This is a genomic window from Acinetobacter sp. GQ146, from assembly GCF_059758585.1.
On sequence record NZ_JCAXDV010000001.1, the window covers coordinates 74056 to 92620 of the forward strand.

General features: G+C 42.5%; 14 protein-coding genes. 7 read left to right on the top strand and 7 right to left on the bottom strand.

The genetic code is table 11. The features are described from left to right. Nucleotides 1–7 precede the first annotated feature (7 nt). Together AC6CHI_RS00345 and AC6CHI_RS00350 are read left to right on the top strand one after the other, a co-directional pair. Nucleotides 8–1063 (top strand): AbrB family transcriptional regulator, encoded by a 1056-nt coding sequence (locus tag AC6CHI_RS00345; RefSeq protein WP_498119007.1) that lies wholly within the window; start codon nucleotides 8–10, stop codon nucleotides 1061–1063. A 97-nt stretch (nucleotides 1064–1160) separates the two neighbouring features. Further along, on the top strand, nucleotides 1161–2414 hold the full coding sequence (locus AC6CHI_RS00350; RefSeq protein ID WP_498119008.1) for a DcaP family trimeric outer membrane transporter: 1254 nt from the start codon (nucleotides 1161–1163) through the stop codon (nucleotides 2412–2414). Between the two features lie 313 nt (nucleotides 2415–2727). Here the strand turns inward: AC6CHI_RS00350 and AC6CHI_RS00355 are convergent, their stop codons facing one another. From AC6CHI_RS00355 to AC6CHI_RS00380, 6 genes are all read right to left on the bottom strand, one after another. Then, on the bottom strand, nucleotides 2728–3522 hold the full coding sequence (locus tag AC6CHI_RS00355) for a substrate-binding domain-containing protein (RefSeq protein ID WP_498119009.1): 795 nt from the start codon (nucleotides 3520–3522) through the stop codon (nucleotides 2728–2730). A gap of 93 nt (nucleotides 3523–3615) precedes the next feature. Continuing rightward, entirely contained in the window at nucleotides 3616–4926 is a 1311-nt protein-coding gene (locus AC6CHI_RS00360) for an MFS transporter (RefSeq protein ID WP_498119010.1), read from the bottom strand. A 277-nt stretch (nucleotides 4927–5203) separates the two neighbouring features. Further along, complete coding sequence (locus AC6CHI_RS00365; RefSeq protein ID WP_458891001.1) at nucleotides 5204–6133, bottom strand: LysR family transcriptional regulator; 930 nt, start codon at nucleotides 6131–6133, stop codon at nucleotides 5204–5206. A gap of 821 nt (nucleotides 6134–6954) precedes the next feature. Further along, nucleotides 6955–8238, bottom strand: coding sequence for a ribonucleotide-diphosphate reductase subunit beta (locus tag AC6CHI_RS00370; RefSeq protein ID WP_458890998.1), 1284 nt, complete (start codon nucleotides 8236–8238; stop codon nucleotides 6955–6957). 143 nt (nucleotides 8239–8381) lie between these two features. After that, the gene (locus AC6CHI_RS00375) at nucleotides 8382–8510 is read right to left on the bottom strand and encodes a preprotein translocase subunit YajC (protein WP_458890997.1); all 129 of its coding nucleotides are present in this window, start codon (nucleotides 8508–8510) and stop codon (nucleotides 8382–8384) included. Nucleotides 8511–8639: 129 nt separating this feature from the next. Further along, a complete protein-coding gene (locus AC6CHI_RS00380) occupies nucleotides 8640–11471 on the bottom strand; it encodes a ribonucleoside-diphosphate reductase subunit alpha (RefSeq protein ID WP_458890996.1) in 2832 nt (943 codons plus the stop codon). A gap of 587 nt (nucleotides 11472–12058) precedes the next feature. Between AC6CHI_RS00380 and bfmR the strand changes: the two genes are divergently transcribed. Together bfmR and bfmS are read left to right on the top strand one after the other, a co-directional pair. Next, the gene (bfmR, locus tag AC6CHI_RS00385) at nucleotides 12059–12775 is read left to right on the top strand and encodes a response regulator transcription factor BfmR (protein ID WP_016166031.1); all 717 of its coding nucleotides are present in this window, start codon (nucleotides 12059–12061) and stop codon (nucleotides 12773–12775) included. A gap of 33 nt (nucleotides 12776–12808) precedes the next feature. Next, nucleotides 12809–14467, top strand: coding sequence for a sensor histidine kinase BfmS (gene bfmS, locus AC6CHI_RS00390; protein WP_498119011.1), 1659 nt, complete (start codon nucleotides 12809–12811; stop codon nucleotides 14465–14467). 93 nt (nucleotides 14468–14560) lie between these two features. Here the strand turns inward: bfmS and AC6CHI_RS00395 are convergent, their stop codons facing one another. Beyond that, nucleotides 14561–14917, bottom strand: a complete 357-nt coding sequence (locus AC6CHI_RS00395) for a hypothetical protein (RefSeq protein WP_498119012.1) — start codon at nucleotides 14915–14917, stop codon at nucleotides 14561–14563. A gap of 529 nt (nucleotides 14918–15446) precedes the next feature. On the opposite strand from AC6CHI_RS00395, the gene ndhC reads away from it, so the two are divergent. The 3 genes from ndhC to nuoC all read left to right on the top strand — a co-directional run bounded on the left by ndhC (nucleotide 15447) and on the right by nuoC (nucleotide 18554). Continuing rightward, nucleotides 15447–15995 (top strand): NADH-quinone oxidoreductase subunit A, encoded by a 549-nt coding sequence (gene ndhC / locus AC6CHI_RS00400; protein ID WP_498119013.1) that lies wholly within the window; start codon nucleotides 15447–15449, stop codon nucleotides 15993–15995. 6 nt (nucleotides 15996–16001) lie between these two features. Continuing rightward, nucleotides 16002–16679 (top strand): NuoB/complex I 20 kDa subunit family protein, encoded by a 678-nt coding sequence (locus AC6CHI_RS00405; RefSeq protein ID WP_498119014.1) that lies wholly within the window; start codon nucleotides 16002–16004, stop codon nucleotides 16677–16679. Nucleotides 16680–16766: 87 nt separating this feature from the next. Beyond that, nucleotides 16767–18554, top strand: a complete 1788-nt coding sequence (gene nuoC, locus AC6CHI_RS00410) for an NADH-quinone oxidoreductase subunit C/D (RefSeq protein WP_458890991.1) — start codon at nucleotides 16767–16769, stop codon at nucleotides 18552–18554. Nucleotides 18555–18565: the final 11 nt, after the last annotated feature.

The following is an 18565-nucleotide window of genomic DNA, read 5'->3' on the forward strand; positions in this document are numbered from 1 at the left end:
GAAAATTATGAACACAATCAGCTCAAATCTCAAAGGATTGGTCATCGCCCTGCTGGGAGCCATATTCGCCCATTATGTGCATATGCCTTTACCATGGCTGCTGGGGCCGTTATTGACGGCCTTATTACTTGGTAGTGTTGGGCATCCACTGGCTTGTGATCCGCGCTGGCGACGTGTAGGACAGATCATTATTGGTATGGCCTTAGGGCTTTACTTTACCCCCGCACTGGTACAAGCCGTAGCTGCGTATTGGGGCTTTATCCTGCTTGGCATGGCATGGTCACTTTTACTGGGGACTATGCTCGCGGTTTTGCAATATCGAATCAATGCTCTGGATTGGGCGACCGCATGGTTCTCTTCAGCCATTGGCAGTGCCAGTGAGATGGTGAATATTGCAGAACGGCACCACGCACAGGTCGATAAAGTCGTTGCTGCACATAGTTTGAGAATTGTGATTCTGGTGGTGTTGGTGCCAGTGTTTATGCATTTTTATTTTCAAGTCGAATGGTCTGGTTTGCCTCTGCACGATAGCGAGCGATTTGGTCTTTTTCAGGTGCTGCTGCTGTTTGGACTTGCTGTGTTTTTTGGGAAGGTATTTGAATTTTTTAATCTGCTGAATGCTTGGATTCTAGGCCCACTGACCATTATTGGACTGTTGTCATTTTGCGAGATACTTCAGTTGAGATTTCCAGAATGGTTAATTGCCTTGGGACAAGTCTGTATAGGTTGGTCATTGGGTAGCAAATTCCCGTTTAGTTTTTTAAAGAACAACAAAAAATTTATAGGGGTGACTTTGCTCTTCAATCTGTTGGCCTTGCTGTTATCAATCAGCTTTGCCTTGTTACTGGTGAATTTAAGCCATACCGAAAAGCAAATCTTGATTTTAGGTCTTTCTCCAGGCGGGATCGCAGAAATGTCGCTTATGGCCAAAGCTTTAGGACTCACAGTGCCGATTGTTGTGGCCTTTCAGCTCTCCAGATTAATTTTTGTCATTCTCACCACGCACTTTTTTTATCAACGCAGTCTTCAACTGTTTTTCAGATCAGAAAACAAGACCTTTTAAGCAACTGAAGCAGCTCATTCAGGGGGAACGTGTACCTACAATTTGTGTAAATGGACGAATAACACGGTTTTTTTAAATAAAATACATGGAATGCAAAATGAAATTTAATTCACCTAAGATGGTTCTCATCGCAAGCTTGACCACAATCAGTGCTTTTACCCATGCCAATCAGCCCAGTGAAATTGAACAGTTACGTGCGGAAGTGAATGAACTTCGACAACTGCTTCAGGCGCAGCAAGCGAAATCAGTTCCGAACCTGACCGCCACACCAGTCGCAGCAAGCAGTGTTGTCCAGCCCGTCGAAAAAAATATGCTTGCTCAAGCAAAAAGGCAAACACCATCGGGTAGCGAGGTAAGTTTGTATGGATTTGTTCGGGCCGATGTTGCATACCAGATTGAAGGTGCCAAAGGTATGTTTAACCGGATTAATAGTGTGGTGCTAGAAGGCGATCCCGGGAAAAAAGCCACGGAAGATCGCTTGGATACCACCGTCAATGCCACACGCATTGGTCTAGATTTTACTACCCCTTTAGCTGAGCATGCATTAAAAGGAAAAATTGAAATAGATTTTCGGGGTGGAGAAAATAAGGATACGGCACGTCTTCGTCATGTTTATTTAAATTATGACCGCTGGTTGGTAGGTCAGACCACCTCTAGTTTTCTTTCCACTGAAACTGCACCCGAAATGCTCGATTCAAATACTGCACTAGGGGGCGGTACCACGCGTAATCCAATGGTGCGCTATTCCCAACCCGTTAATGCCCTCACCACGTATTTTTTAAGTTTAGAAAAAGGCAATGACGATAACCGTCTGCCATTACTGGCGGGTAAATTGAAGCATGAATTTGCCGCAGGTAAAGGGGTAATGACGGCACGTGGTTTAATTCAAGAAGTCCGCCTACGCAGTGAAAATGATGCAACAGAACTGGGGTGGGGCGCTGCGCTAGGACTGCGTTATAAAATCACGCCATCTTTATTATTCAATAGCAACTATTCACATGTGGCTGGAGACAACAAATTATTACTGGCAAGTTCCGATAATCGACGCTATATCCAGAATGGAGATGATCTTGAATTAATTGATTTTGATGCCTTTCAAATGGGTCTTACCTATCAATTTAATCCAAAGCTGAGAAGCACGCTTGGCTATGGTGCATTGATCTATGCGGATAAAGACTATATTACGAAAGATGCCAATGAGAAGTTACAGCAGGGCTGGGTCAATATGATGTTCAAACCCAATAAGCCGCTCACTTTCGGACTGGAATATGTCTATGGGGAGCGTCATACCGTGAATGATCGATTAGGGAAAGATAATCGTATAGAAATGATGGCGAAATATGAATTCTAGATCAGGCGATAAGGTATAGCAGATATTCACTTTCCCGATTTCCTGTGTGCTCAATTCAATCTAACTATCAGCTCAAGTCCTGTTTTACCTTTAGCATGGCTTGAGCTTTTTAGGCTTAGATCTCTATCTATCCGTACACGGCGCAAGTGCCAAAGGCGATCCCGACAAAACATTTCATGCTTGAAATATCTGAGCCAATCTAGAGTGATTGATGGCTCTACAGCGCAATTTGTCTCGACTTTTATGCTGTGACGAGAAATGAACGCGTAAAAAAAGACAACATCCTGTGCAGATGTTGTCTTATACCGTCATTTTACTGTGGGATTTGTTCTAGCCCCTGATCCTCAATAATCTGTGTCGCTTGCGGAGATTTTACAAACTGAATTAATGCGTTGGCCGTCTTTTCGTGTTCCGAGTCTTTGCCAATTCCCGCAGAAAAAATCGTGACTTTTTGATAAGGCGCTGGAATTGCACCCACCAACTCAACTTGTCCATATTTGCCTGTAAAAGGCTTAATTTCGCTGATTTGCTGGAATCCAATATCAAATTGTCCTTCGGCTATACGCTTGGCAACGCGATCACCGACCACTTTTTCTGCCTTGCTAGAAATAATTTTATATTCAACAGCAGGAAAGCTTGGGAAGACATTTTTTTCGAGGTGGGTGCCGCTTGCACTGGCTGAGTAACCAATATGTTTTGCATTTAACAAAACTTTTTCGAATTTCTCTGCAGAGCTAATATCCGGCTTTTTAGCCCCTTTGGGAATTGCCATCCCAATACTAGATTTTACTAAATCGCGTTGTGACGCTGGTTCTACATAGCCCTTTTCGGCCAGCTTACTCAGTTCTGGAGCCGCAAGCACCACAACATCAAAACGCTCTCCACGATCCAGTCTATTTGGTATAGCGGTAGGTGATGCGCCCATAGACGAACCAGACGAGAGATGAATGGTATGACCTGTTTGTTGTTCAAAGATTGGAATGAGTTTTTCCATGGATGAATAAAACCCGCCAGAGCTAATCACTTCGAGTGTGTCTGCATGGCTCAATGTCGCGATTATACTCGCGCTGGTGAAAATAACCGATTTTAAAATAGAGAATTTTTTCATGTAGTGCCTCATTTTTGCGTGCAAGAGAGCACAGCACGGACATTCAAGATTGTCCGTACTGTCTATTAAAACTAAAGATGGAGTACTAGGAGATTAAGCGTTCAGTTTTGCGGGTTCAGTCACGGTATCTGACTTGTTTTGTTGAGAACCACGACAGAGATATAAGCTTGAGATTAGGCTACATACCGCGGCTAACATCAGCCAGAAAGCAGGGGTGCTGGCATTTCCTGTATTTTCCACAAGGAAAGTACACGCCATCGGTGTCATTCCGCCAAAAATAGCGGCTGCAAGGCTGAAAGCTAAAGAGAAACCAACGGTACGTACACGTTTGGGCATAACTTCGGCCAGTGTGGCCACCATGGTGCCGTTGTACATGCCAAAGAAGAAGGAGAAGTAAGCAAGCGTTATCAACAGGTTGGTGAAACTAATGTCATGCACTAACCAGTTTAAAACAGGATATGTGGTAAAGATGGCAAGTGTCGTGATCCCCACTAAAACTGGACGACGACCAATTTTGTCTGAAAGCAAACCACCCATAGGTAACCAGAAGAAATTGGAGAGACCGACAAACACCGTTGCTAAAAGGCTATCGGTCACGGACATTTCGAGTGTCCGTTTTGCATACACCGTGGTGTAAACCGTAATAAAATAGAATGTGGTGGTGGTCATGGCACTCATCATCATGCCTGCAAGCACGATACGCCAGTTACTGACCAGTGTATTGAAAATCTCTTTTGATGTCGGATGTGTTTTTTGCGCTTTGAAATCCTCTGTTTCTTCCAAGGTTCGACGGAATAAAAAGATTAATGGAATAATTAAACAACCAATCAGAAATGGAATACGCCAACCCCATTCACCGACTTGGGCATTGGTTAATACCGTATTTAGCCAGTAACCCAGTGATGCCGCAAATACAACCGCAATTTGTTGGCTGCCAGATTGCCAACTGGTAATAAATCCACGGTTCTTATCGGTTGAAATTTCCGCGAGATAAATAGAAACCCCGCCAGATTCAACACCGGCTGAAAAGCCTTGTAATAAACGTCCGATCACCACCAAAATTGGAGCAAGAATTCCTATGGTTTCATACCCTGGTACAAAGGTAATTAAGATGGTTCCAATCGCCATCAAGCTCAGGGTTACAATTAAACCTTTGCGGCGACCGACTTTATCGACATAGGCACCTAGAAAAATCGCGCCTAAAGGGCGCATCAGAAAGCCAGCAGCAAATACGGTAAATGTCATCATTAAAGAGACATATTCATTTTCGGAGTGAAAAAATTTTGCTGCAATATAAGTGGCATAGAAACCAAAAAGAAAAAAATCGTACTGCTCTAAAAAGTTGCCACTGGTTACATTTAATATTTTTTTAAAAGTGGCCGTACGATTATTCACGACATCCATTGGAGACCTCCTTGGCCTGACAAAACGGAAACATTCACATAAGTGCATCGCAAGGTCTTCGGCTTGAATGACGCAGACCCTAAAATCGCGAGTGGGGATAGACGGGACGCAATGATGTCCTTCATATCCCCTGTGAAGCCTTGTTTCCTATTCAAACTACATATCTATATTGCAATAAGCAGAAACCTGCTTAACCTGCATCGACAATGTAATCTTAAAAAGTCGGCATAGGAGAGAGGTAAAAGTTAATTGGGTATTTAATAAAATTAATGGTTGGTTATAAAATATTTTCCGCGCAAGGCCAGCTCTGATTTTGAATCAGCTCTCTCACACACGCCCGTATGGCCGATTTCGCGGCTAATGCAGCAGGAGATAATTCTTCTTCCGCGAGACTCACCAGATAATTTATACGCTCGATTTCTGGATCAACGACCTTTAGTAATTCTAATTTAGGCTGGTATTCTGGTAGGCAGGCACTGCCCGGTCGAACACTTGCCAGGTCGAGATGAACAAGACTATCCATGAGTAAATGTAGACCATCAATTTCATAGACCACATTTAGCTGTCCAATCTTGTTTTCTAAGAGTTTTCTTAAACTATGTCGCTGACGGGGCAATACTAAAGGAATATCCCCGATTTGTTTCGACTGGATGATGCCACTCTTAATGCACTCGGCAAGACCATATTGTTGCAGCACTTCTTTTCGAGCCATCAAATACATTTGCTCACGTACTAGCGGCTGTATTGACCACTGTTTATCAATTTCATTGGTAAAAATAATCGCAAGATCAAGCTGACGTGAATTAATGGCCTGAATTAGATTACCCGACAGCGTTTCCACAATTTCAAGCCGAATGTCGGGATAACGATCAGACATTAATTTCATGAAGGGTATTCCGAGCAACGCCATAATCGTTGGTGGAAAGCCGAGGCTGACGTGGCCTGAGAGTCGTGCAGAATGAGCTGCATCAACTGCAAAATTGATTTGTCTTAGAATTAACTGCGAGTGTTTTAAAAAGGCCAGACCCGCTGGAGTGGGGGTTACCCCAAAGGCATTCCGCTGTAATAAGCGAATAGACAGTTCCTGCTCGAGTTTACTAATTTGCTGGCTAATGGCTGAAGCACCAACATCCAGCTTTTGCGCGGCCTTTCCAATACTGCCAGCTTCTACCACCGTCAAAAAATATTTTATTTGCTTGATTTCCATAATGAATATATTCGCTAATCATCCTTGATTTATAGAGTTATGAAGGATTGGAAAATCGCTCATGAGGATTAATTTTAACAGCAATACAGAAAAGTATTGGGTAAAAGAATGCGTAGAAAATGGCTTTTTTGAATAAAAAATAAACTTTGAGATGCAGTTTTTCTCATATCCATAGACCAGCCTCTAAGAACCATCAAATAACGGTGCAAAGGGCATCTTTATCTTCTCTGTGGTTTGCATAGGATGATCAATAACCGCGAACGTAAATATTGTGGAAACTCAACGCAACTATCAAGTAAGAGCTTTCCTTCAGATATTTGTGCTGAACTGAGGTTATTCGACTTTATTTAAAATAAAAAACCGCCATGCATGGCGGTTTTTTAATAATGATATTTTAAGCATCAGCAATGACACTGGAGATGTTATATCGTCAGGCGACACATTGTTTGTCATTCAGGGGTATTAATTACAATGACTTAGAAATCATTACGACACATGATGACAAAAGTTAGCGACACAACCTATATCATTTTTTTGATAAAACGACACAACCTGTGTCAATTTTTAAATTTCATGTTGAATAAAAAATGAATTCTTTCTCTATCTCTTTTTTCTAAAGTACTTTAAAGGTATGCGTCTTTTTCTTGCCACTACAGCCTTTTGGTTTCAACCAAACTTTGGCAATGATAGCCTGACCAGTTTTTCCATATCGTTTTGTCTTGAATCATATAATTTATTATTGATATTAAAAAAGGCTGCGAATGGCAGCCTTTTCATTAAGTCGTCTATGACAACTTATGTGTCGCGTGACGGTGATATAATTACCAGCTTAACGCACCACCTGTTTGGTAATCAGTTACGCGAGTTTCAAAGAAGTTCTTCTCTTTACGTAAATCCATCATTTCTGACATCCACTGGAATGGATTATTCACACCAGCAAATTGTTCAGGTAAGCCCAACTGGCTTAAACGACGGTTACAGATAAATTTCAAGTATTCTTCCATCATACCTGCATTCATACCCAATACACCGCGTGGCATCGTGTCACGTGCATATTCGATTTCGAGCATCGTACCTTCAAGAATCATCTGGATGATTTCTTCTTGGAATTCAGCCGTCCAAAGATGCGGGTTCTCAATCTTGATTTGGTTAATCATATCGATACCAAAGTTCAAGTGCATAGATTCATCACGCAAGATGTATTGGAATTGCTCGGCAACACCATTCATCTTGTTACGACGACCCATCGACAAGATTTGACTGAAACCACAGTAGAAGAAGATCCCTTCAAGTACACAGTAGAATGCGATCAAGTTGCGAAGCAAAATTTGGTCGTTTTCAGGTGTACCTGTTTGGAAGGTTGGGTCACTCAATGATTGCGTATACTTTAAGCCCCAAGCCGCTTTACGCGCGACTGATGGAACTTCACGGTACATGTTGAAGACTTCGCCTTCATCCATACCTAAAGATTCAATACAGTATTGGTAAGCGTGGGTGTGAATCGCTTCTTCAAAGGCTTGACGCAAAATGTACTGACGGCATTCAGGGTTGGTAATGTGGCGGTAAATCGCCAAGACCAAGTTGTTTGCAACCAATGAGTCTGCAGTCGAGAAGAAACCTAAAGAACGCATTACAATGGTACGCTCATCTTCAGTTAAGCCATTTTCAGACTTCCAAAGTGCGATGTCATGGTTCATGTTCACTTCTTGCGGCATCCAGTGGTTGGCACAACCATCTAGATACTTCTGCCAAGCCCATTCGTATTTGAACGGTACCAGTTGGTTCAAGTCCGCACGACAGTTAATCATAGCTTTGTCGTCAACTTGTACACGTTGAGCACCCATCTCAAGCTCTTCAAGACCAGGCGCAACGTCCAAGGTTTCTAGAGCGTTAGATGCTCTTGCCAACGGATCGGCTGGATCTGTTGATCGCACTGAACGGGTTCCAGCGGATTGTGGAGCTGCCACATTCTTCTGTGGTTGCTCTGCATTAGATACCAACGGCGCAGCAGGCGCTTTTTGCGGTTCGACGGGCGCAGACTTGTGCTCAGGTGCAGCCGGTTTTTGCGAATCATCTTCTAAATCGTCCCAACTTAGGATAGACATATCAATTCTCTCTTCGTTGCTTTATATCTTTTATGAAGACATCTCAACCAAGAAGATGTCCTACTATACGCTCAATTTGTGTAAGCAAAATTAAGTTTTGTCGATAAATGCTCTAATTTTGTTCGGTAGAGCAAGTGTCCCCACTACTTATTTTGCTTACGCTGCTGATGGCGAATGGCTACAAATGCGTAGACCATTGGCACGTAAAAGAAAACAAAGGAAAAGACCAAAACCGCGAGTCCTAACATGTAGTTATGAGTCATATGGAGCATGGTCTTTTCCTTTTAAATTTCTTTTAAAATTTTTTAATCTCCCTAAATCCCTCTTTAAAAAGAGGGACTTTCACACCTCAATAAATCTGGTGTGATCCCCCTCCTTTAAGGAGGGGTTAGGGGAGGTTATTACTGACAAGCCTCACAATCTGGATTGTCAATTGAACATGCCATTGGCACTGGTGCCGCTTGTTCAAAACCTTCATCTTCGACCACAGGTGCTGCAACTGGTTTTTCTTCCGCTACTGCTGCAACAGGCGCTGCGACTGTAGTGGCCTTAACCGCATTCAATGCACCCGTGTTAATGGTCGATTTCTCAGCCGACGTTGCACCTAATGCACGGAGGTAATAAGTAGTTTTTAAACCACGTAACCATGCCATCTTATACGTGATGTCAAGTTTCTTACCATTTGCGCCAGCAATGTAAAGGTTTAGCGATTGCGCTTGGTCAATCCATTTTTGACGACGTGAAGCCGCATCTACAATCCAGCGTGGCTCAACTTCAAATGCAGTCGCAAAAATTGCTTTAAGCTCTTCTGGAATGCGTGAAATCTTCTGTACAGAACCTTCGAAGTGTTTCAAGTCATTCACCATGACTGAATCCCAAAGACCACGTTCTTTTAACGCACGTACCAAGTACGGGTTAATTACAGTGAATTCACCAGAAAGGTTAGATTTCACATACAAGTTTTGGAAAGTTGGCTCAATCGATTGAGATACGCCACAAATATTCGAGATAGTTGCTGTTGGAGCAATCGCCATCACGTTTGAGTTACGCATACCATCTTTTTGTACTTTCGCACGTAAAGAATCCCAATCTAAACGTTGTGTACGATCAACTTCGAACATACGCTCAGGACGTGATTGTGCAACTTTGTTTAAAGAGTCGATTGGAAGAATACCTTGATCCCACAATGAACCCTTGAAGGTCGAGTAAGCACCACGTTCAACCGCTAAGTCGCTAGACGTTTGGATTGCATAGTAGCTAATCACTTCCATTGATTCATCAGCAAAGTCTACCGCTGCATCTGAACCATACGCCATGCCCATTTCATATAAAGCATCTTGGAAGCCCATGATACCCATACCCACAGGGCGGTGTTTCAAGTTCGAGTTTTTCGCTTGTGGCACTGCATAGTAGTTAATGTCGATCACGTTATCGAGCATACGTACGGCTGTTTTAATGGTGCGAGCCAATTTCTCACGATCCAATACACCGCCTTGCACGTGTTGAACAAGGTTGATTGAACCCAAGTTACATACTGCAATTTCGTCTTTATTGGTGTTCAGCGTAATTTCAGTACATAAGTTCGACGAGTGCACTACACCTACGTGTTGCTGTGGTGAACGTAAGTTACATACGTCTTTGAATGTGATCCACGGGTGACCTGTTTCAAACAACATTGACAGCATTTTGCGCCATAAGTCTTTAGCACGTACTTTTTTGTGTAGCATGTTATTTTCTTTTGCTACAGCTTCGTAGTGTGCATAACGCTCTGCAAACTCTACACCCATCAAGTCGTGTAGGTCAGGAGTTTCAGATGGCGTGAATAGTGTCCATTCAGCATCTTCAAATACACGTTGCATGAACAAATCTGGAACCCAGTTCGCTGTGTTCATGTCATGCGTACGACGACGGTCATCACCTGTGTTTTTACGCAGCTCTAGGAATTCTTCAATGTCCAAGTGCCAAGTTTCAAGGTAGGCACATACTGCACCTTTACGCTTACCACCTTGGTTAACTGCAACAGCGGTATCGTTGGCCACTTTCAGGAACGGGACAACACCTTGTGATTTACCGTTGGTGCCTTTGATGTATGAGTTCAAAGCACGTACTGGTGTCCAGTCATTACCTAAACCACCCGCCCATTTAGACAACATCGCGTTATCACGCATCGCGCCATAAATGTCGAACAGGTCATCATCAATGGTGGTTAAATAACAGCTTGATAATTGTGGGCGTAAAGTCCCTGAGTTAAACAACGTCGGAGTAGACGCCATGTAATCGAAGCTCGACAATAAGTTGTAGAATTCGATTGCACGTTCTTCACGGTTTTCTTCGTTCAGTGCTAGACCCATCGAAACACGCATGAAGAACAATTGTGGAAGTTCGAAGCGAATACCATTTGAATGGATAAAGTAACGGTCAAATAAAGTTTGTAGACCTAAGTAAGTAAACTGGTTTGAACGTTCTGGTTGAATCGCAGCAGCTAACTTGGCTAAATCAAAGTCAAGCAAGTCAGCAGAAAGCAATTCTAACTCAACACCTTTTTTCAAGAATGCTTCAAGAGCATCGCTTTCTAAAGTGTCCGTAGAAAGACCTAAGAATTCTAAACCAGTCGCAACCAAGTCATCACGCAATAAACGTGCAGTCACATAAGTATAGTTAGGTTCTTGTTCAATACGGGTACGCGTCGCCATCATCATGGTGGTTGAGATGTCTGACTCTTTTACACCGTTATAAAGGTTTTTCACAGTTTCATCGATAATCGCTTGCGCATCGATGCCTTCTAAACCTTCAGCGGCTTTTGTTACTTTCGCTTGGAGCGCGCTTAAGTCTAGTGGCTTTAATTGACCGTCTTGTGCAGTAATTTGTAATGTCGGGTGATGGTGTGCACCTGTTTGCTGACGAGCAGACGCACGCTGTTCACGATAGATCACATAGGCACGCGCAACTTTCTGTTCACCAGTACGCATGAGTGCCAATTCCACTTGGTCTTGGATTTCTTCAATATGAATGGTGCCGCCTGAAGGTAAACGACGGTTAAAGGTGTTCATGACCATTTCAGTTAGTTGTGAAATGCGATCATGAATACGGCTAGAGTCAGCACTTTGCTGTCCTTCTACCGCTAAAAATGCTTTACCAATTGCGACAGAAATTTTTTCGGCATCAAAAGCAGCAACATCACCAGTTCGTTTAATCACCTGAAGTTGACCAGGGGTGGATGTGATTACGCTCATGTCAGCATAGCTCCATTGTCATCTATTGTTATGTTTATGGACCATTTGAACTGGGCAAAAAGTGTGCCACAGTGTTTGAGGAATAAACACAAGACTTAGTGGTTTAAGATTGAATTGAACACAAGATACGGGAAAATTGAGGGTAGATCAATATTGACATTTTACTAAAAATTTTTCTGATTCATGTCAAAAAAAGATTGCTCAAAATTCCTTGTTTTTGTCTTTCTAGTTTAAGCCTTATTAGACAAGGGCATAGCATAGCAAAGCTAGATTTATCTGCTTATAGATAAACTTGTGGATAAGTAAAAAAGAATGCAATTGATCAGTCAGAATCTGATCAATGGTCTGATTTGCTTAATAAAACATCGTTTTGTAACAGCAAGTCGGCGAGTGGGTTGTAAAAATTACAATCTTAAAAAGCCAATTAATTCAATGATTAAAAAATATTACAAAAAGCTACGTAGATGTATCAGTTTGGTGAATGGCATCTTGTTTACAATGTAAACGTGTGTATATTGCAAAATTATATTACGTCGTATCTGTCGGATTTTTAAAAGATACGCTTCATGCTATTGAAGGGGCAATTTATGAGCCAAGAAGAAAAGTTACCGAAAATTTTAATTGTAGAAGATGATGAGCGTTTAGCGCGTTTAACCCAGGAATATTTAATCCGTAATGGATTGGAAGTGGGTGTAGAGCCAGATGGTAATCGTGCGATTCGTCGTATTATTGCAGAGCAACCTGACTTGGTGGTGTTGGATGTAATGTTACCGGGTGCTGATGGTTTAACCATTTGTCGTGAAGTACGTCCTCATTATCATCAACCAATTTTAATGTTAACGGCTCGTACCGAAGATATGGATCAAGTGCTTGGCTTGGAAATGGGGGCAGATGACTATGTGGCGAAACCTGTTCAGCCACGTGTTTTATTAGCACGTATCCGTGCTTTATTGCGTCGCACCGACAAAGCGCCTGAAGATGAAGTGGCTCAACGTATCGAGTTTGATGATCTCGTCATCGATAATGGTGGCCGTTCTGTAACACTAAATGGCGAATTGGTGGACTTCACCAGTGCAGAATATGATTTGCTCTGGTTGTTAGCGTCAAATGCAGGTCGTATTTTATCGCGTGAAGATATTTTTGAACGTTTGCGTGGCATTGAATATGACGGTCAAGACCGTTCGATTGACGTGCGTATTTCGCGTATTCGTCCAAAAATTGGCGATGATCCTGAGAATCCTAAGCGTATTAAGACTGTGCGTAGTAAAGGTTATCTTTTTGTCAAAGAAACCAATGGAATGTAATTCCCTTTTGAATGATTAACACAGGACATTTTCGTGTTTAAACACAGTATATTCTTGCGGATCTATGCAGGTCTGGTTGTGCTGGTCGCAATCGTGGCGCTGTTTGGTTATCTCTTGGTGCAAATCATTAACTATCAGCGTGCGCAAGAATATCGTGAGTCACTCACGGATGGGCTGTCTTTTATCATTAGTGAAGGCATCGCTCGTCAGCAAACGGTGCAGCAAAAAGTCGACTGGATTTCGGATGCTTCGGATTTACTGGAACTGCCCATTTACTATGTCGATGCCAATAAGGTTGATTTGTCTCGCGCAGAGGAAAAACGAATTAGCCAGCGTAAAGCAGCAGTACGTTATGATGCGCAAAACTCAATTGCCTATATCATTATTGGTCTAAAAAACGACACCAACCATTATCTTTATGTCAAAGTCGATAAGATTGGTGAGCGTCAAATGAAAGCTTTGCCGATCTTTATTCTGGACTATCTGGTGTATTACCCAGGTCAGGAAAAAGAATATTTGGCAAAAATTCAGAAGCATTTCTCTTATCCAATCGAAATTGAAAAAGTACAAAACCTGCCGTTAGATTCTGAACAAATCGGACGTTTAAGGTTAGATCATAGCATTATCTTGTATCGAGACAGCGCGACAGTACGCGGCACGACGATTTCTATTGTTTCCCCGATACCAAGTTCACCAACAGAAGTGCTGGTTTTAGGTCCAGTGCCTTTATTTAACTGGATGCCATTTCAGTTGGCGGCTGGAATTACCTTGCTCAGTCTGTTTGTGTTGAGTTTGGGAGTCTATGGCCTGATTTTGCCGATGCAGCGTAAGATTCGCGAAGTGAATTATGCTTTAAACCGTATGAAGTCAGGGGACTTGAGTCTGCGTTTGCCGGTCGATGGTACGGATGAGATGGCGAGTCTGGCATCTAGCTACAACAGTATGTCGGATCATATTCAACGCCTTATTGAAGCGCAGCGAGAACTGATGCGGGCGGTTTCGCATGAACTGCGCACACCGGTCGCACGGATACGCTTTGGCATGGAAATGTTGGCGGAAGAAGATGATTATGATTACCGCCTGCAACAGGTCGAGATGATTGATAAAGATATTGAGGCCTTGAATACCTTGATTGATGAAATCATGACCTATGCCAAGTTGGAGCAGGGCACACCTTCACTGGATTTTGAGAAAATTGTTTTAGCAGAAGTATTAGAGCAAGTCGCCACCGAGACCGAAGCACTAAAAACGCAAAAAGAGATTATTGTGCAAGCTCCATTACCCAATCTTGTGGTGGATGCGGAACGACGTTACTTGCATCGTGTGGTGCAGAATCTGGTCGGAAATGCGGTGCGCTATTGCGATCATAAAGTCGTTATTAGTGGCGGAATCAATCAGGCTGGCATGGCTTATGTCTGTGTTGAAGATGATGGTCCAGGAATACCAGAAGAAGATCGCAAGCGTATTTTTGAAGCCTTTGCTCGTTTAGATGATAGTCGTACCCGTGCCTCAGGTGGTTATGGTTTGGGACTTTCAATTGTCAGTCGTATCGCTTATTGGTTTGGTGGTCGTATTGAGGTGGATGCCAGTCCAAATTTGAAGGGGGCGCGCTTTACCATGAGCTGGCCTGCTAAGCGCTTTGCTAAAGCAGGAAAGAAGAAGGCTGGGGTCAAAGAAAGTTTAGACAGCTAGGTCAAATCAATTTAAATGTGTTGTAAAGATAAGCCCAAATTTATTCTGTGGAGTGAATAAGTTGGGCTTTTATCTTGTTGGGGTGTTAGTAATTTAATCAATAATACTGGCATCGGGTTCAATAATTTGTTTGCCGCTTTTTAAGCTTTCGAGTGCTTCTTGATTAAAGTCGACCAATAACGAATTATTGAGTGTATCTATGGCATGACGGGTAATGAGCTTCTGATCACCATTGAGGGTTTCTACTTTATAGTCATCTACTATGTCAAAAATACCATCTAAATTGGTGGTGGTTGAAGCTCGATCTTGTCTAAATAATTCATAGATATCACGCAGATCAAATATTGCATTGTTTGCATCGGGATGTTTGGCAATATAGTTCTCAATATGGCGAATGAGCAGTTGTGCAAACAAGTAATAATTGGGTTTGTGAGTGAATTCTAGATTCATATAATTGCTCCTTATTATTTGTTTTACATGATGATATAGGAATACCATAATCGTGATCATCAGGTAATTTTGTCGTGTAGCAGTGTTGTAAATAAGATTACATTTTTTCTAGATTTTCCTCTTCGGATTTGAGTGCTTTTTATCCCATTTTATGTTTTTTTCACGATACTGTGTTGGATTGTTCGCAAGGGATTTGTTATTCGATAATTCGGATGCTTATAAGATAAATAAAGGATTTCAGCTGAAATTTGAAGTGCAGAAAAGCATATAAAATGGAAGCAATGTTGAAAAAAATGATGGAAAATTATTTTTTTATTCAATAAAGCGATAGTGACGTGTGTTTCAGTGTTTTATGCGTGGAAATACTGAAAAAAGCTCAAAAAATCATCCGAAAGACTAAGAGCTATAAACTAGCAAGTGAAATCATAAATCAGGTACAATTGGCGGGATTAATTTTGTGTTTGGTGTATTTGAAGGCCAATACATACATTCTTTGTTAATAAATAGGCCTGCCAGGAGTTATCCCCGCATGAGTGCCATTACTCCATACGAATGGGCAATTATTGCCTTCGTGATCGGCGTTACATTTCTTTGTGCTTTTATGCTCACAGTTCCATTACTCCTTGGGGGTAAGTCATGGGGCCGTGCTAAGCAGGAGCAGTTTGAGTCAGGCGTAGTGGGTGCAGGTGGTGCACGTATTCGCTTGTCTGCTAAGTTCTATTTGGTTGCTATTTTCTTCGTAGTTTTTGACTTAGAAGCGCTTTATCTTTATGCATGGTCTACCTCTGTACGAGAAGTAGGCTGGTTAGGTTTTACAACTGTTGTAATTTTTGTGGTCGATTTATTGATTGCATTGGTTTATGCAGTGTCAGTTGGTGCGTTAAATTGGGCACCTACAGATCGTCGTAAAGCTGCTGGTAAAGCGATTAAAGTTGGCTCTCCTAATATGAACATTGCTGACATTACACGTTTTAACTCTATTGAAGAATTGGTAACAGACCCTACGGGTCATATCCCAGCTCAATCATCTGGTCGTGTGAAAGCAAAATCATCGACTATCTCATCTGATAAGGAGTAACTCGGGATGAAATATACCTTAACCCGTGCGAATCCGAATGCTGATCAATATCCACTTCAGGAGCGTCAGGTTGTTGCTGATCCGCTTGAAGAAGAAGTGAATAAGAATGTGTTCATGACTCGTTTAGAGGACGTGTTACACACAGCAGTAAACTGGGGACGTAAGAACTCAGTTTGGCCGTTTAACTTTGGTACGTCGTGCTGTTACGTAGAGTATGCAACCACCTTAACAGGTGTGCATGACTTATCACGTTTTGGTGCTGAGGTTATTCGTGCTTCACCGCGTCAGGCCGACTTGATGATTGTAGCAGGTACGTGCTTTGTTAAAATGGCACCTGTTATTCAGCGTTTGTATGAGCAAATGTTAGAACCTAAATGGGTGATTTCAATGGGTGCTTGTGCAAACTCAGGTGGTATGTATGACATCTACTCGGTTGTACAAGGTGTCGATAAAATCATTCCTGTCGATGTGTACATCCCAGGTTGCCCACCACGTCCAGAAGCATTGATTCAAGCACTGATGTTGTTGCAGGATCAAATTCAATTAGAGCGTCGTCCGCTATCTGCTGTGATTGGTGATGATCTTAAGCCAGTGTATAAGCCAAAGATGATGCCAGAACGCGATCGTAAGAATGCACAGCGTATTGCGGTGAAAAACCTACGCTCTATGGATGAAATTAAATAATTTTAACGATGAATGTTTGATGCACCCGAGATGGGTGTAATTGTCGTTAAGGTTGACTGAATTTGTATTAAATAGGAAGCCAAGCCAATGGCTGAAACTGACATTGCTATGCCAGAATCAACAGCAGTTGATTCACGCCCAGCATTTGCAATTATAGAAGAGCTCAAAACCAAATTTGGTGAGAACTTCTATGTGCAAACGACTCGTGAAGATTTTCCGACGGTCTGGGTTGAGCGCGCACGTGTACAAGAAGTTTTAATGTTCTTGCGTACAGTGTCACGTCCTTACGTGATGCTGTTTGACTTGTCTGCGGTAGACGAGCGTTTACGTACTCACCGTGACGGTTTGCCTGCATCTGACTTTACAGTGTTCTATCACTTATTGTCATTAGAGCGCAATACAGATATTCGTATTAAAGTTGCTTTGAATGAGAGCGATCTCAATATTCCTACAGCAACCAATATCTGGCCAAATGCAAACTGGTACGAGCGTGAAGCTTACGATATGTTCGGGATCAATTTCGAAGGGCATCCAATGCTCCGTCGTATTTTGTTGCCGACTTATTGGGAAGGTCACCCTCTGCGTAAGGAATACTCTGCACGTGCTACGGAATATACACCGTACATGCAGAACCAAGCGAAACAAGACTTCGAGCAAGAGCACTTACGTTTTGTCCCAGAAGATTGGGGTCTAAAACGTGGTAATGCTGACGAAGACTTCATGTTCTTGAACTTGGGTCCTAACCACCCATCTGCGCACGGTGCGTTCCGTGTAATCTTGCAGTTGGATGGTGAAGAAGTGAAAGACTGTGTGCCTGATATCGGTTATCACCACCGTGGTGTGGAAAAGATGGCTGAACGTCAAACTTGGCATTCATTTATTCCTTATACCGACCGTGTTGACTACTTAGGTGGTTGTGCGCAAAACATGCCATACGTGATGGGTGTTGAGCAGCTTGCTGGTATTCAAGTACCTGAGCGTGCGCAATGTATCCGTGTCATGATGTCTGAATTGTTCCGTATCAATAACCACTTGTTATATATCGGGACTGCAATTCAGGATGCGGGTGGTATGACCCCTGTATTCTACATGTTCGCTGACCGTCAAAAAATCTATGACGCGATTGAAGCGATCACGGGTTACCGTATGCACCCAGCATGGTTCCGTATCGGTGGTACAGCGCATGACCTTCCAAACAACTGGCAGCACCTGATTCGTGAAATTCTCGAATGGATGCCAAAACGTTTGAAGGAATACCACACTGCAGCGCTTAAAAACTCTGTATTTGAAGGTCGTACCCGTAATGTTGCGCAATACGATGCAAAATCTGCATTGGCTTGGGGTGTAACAGGTACTGGTCTTCGTGCAACAGGTATTGATTTCGACGTTCGTAAATACCGTCCATACAGTGGTTATGAAAACTATGACTTCGAAGTTCCAGTCGAGTACGAAGGCGATGCTTATGCGCGTGTCATCGTTCACTACCGTGAAATCGAACAATCATTAAAAATCATCAAACAGTGCTTGGATAACATGCCTTCTGGTCCATATAAAGCGGATCACCCATTGGCTGTTCCACCACCAAAAGACAAGACTTTACAAGATATTGAAACCTTGATTACGCACTTCTTAAGCGTATCTTGGGGTCCTGTAATGCCTGCTGGTGAAGCATCTGTGATGGCTGAAGTTGTGAAAGGTGCATCGAACTACTACTTGACTTCTGACAAGTCAACCATGAGTTATCGTACCCGTATTCGTACACCTACTTTCACGCATTTACAGCAAATGCCTTCGGTGATTAACGGCAGTTTGGTATCTGACTTGATCATTTATTTAGCGACAATTGACGTCGTAATGGCTGACGTGGATCGCTAAGGGGTAACGCA

Coding starts and splice junctions, on each gene's coding strand:
- AC6CHI_RS00345 (WP_498119007.1), top strand. CDS start 8: ATGAACACAATCAGCTCAAATCTCAAAGGATTGGTCATCGCCCTGCTG.
- AC6CHI_RS00350 (WP_498119008.1), top strand. CDS start 1,161: ATGAAATTTAATTCACCTAAGATGGTTCTCATCGCAAGCTTGACCACA.
- AC6CHI_RS00355 (WP_498119009.1), bottom strand. CDS start 3,522: ATGAAAAAATTCTCTATTTTAAAATCGGTTATTTTCACCAGCGCGAGT.
- AC6CHI_RS00360 (WP_498119010.1), bottom strand. CDS start 4,926: ATGGATGTCGTGAATAATCGTACGGCCACTTTTAAAAAAATATTAAAT.
- AC6CHI_RS00365 (WP_458891001.1), bottom strand. CDS start 6,133: ATGGAAATCAAGCAAATAAAATATTTTTTGACGGTGGTAGAAGCTGGC.
- AC6CHI_RS00370 (WP_458890998.1), bottom strand. CDS start 8,238: ATGTCTATCCTAAGTTGGGACGATTTAGAAGATGATTCGCAAAAACCG.
- AC6CHI_RS00375 (WP_458890997.1), bottom strand. CDS start 8,510: ATGCTCCATATGACTCATAACTACATGTTAGGACTCGCGGTTTTGGTC.
- AC6CHI_RS00380 (WP_458890996.1), bottom strand. CDS start 11,471: ATGAGCGTAATCACATCCACCCCTGGTCAACTTCAGGTGATTAAACGA.
- bfmR (WP_016166031.1), top strand. CDS start 12,059: ATGAGCCAAGAAGAAAAGTTACCGAAAATTTTAATTGTAGAAGATGAT.
- AC6CHI_RS00395 (WP_498119012.1), bottom strand. CDS start 14,917: ATGAATCTAGAATTCACTCACAAACCCAATTATTACTTGTTTGCACAA.
- ndhC (WP_498119013.1), top strand. CDS start 15,447: ATGAGTGCCATTACTCCATACGAATGGGCAATTATTGCCTTCGTGATC.
- AC6CHI_RS00405 (WP_498119014.1), top strand. CDS start 16,002: ATGAAATATACCTTAACCCGTGCGAATCCGAATGCTGATCAATATCCA.
- nuoC (WP_458890991.1), top strand. CDS start 16,767: ATGGCTGAAACTGACATTGCTATGCCAGAATCAACAGCAGTTGATTCA.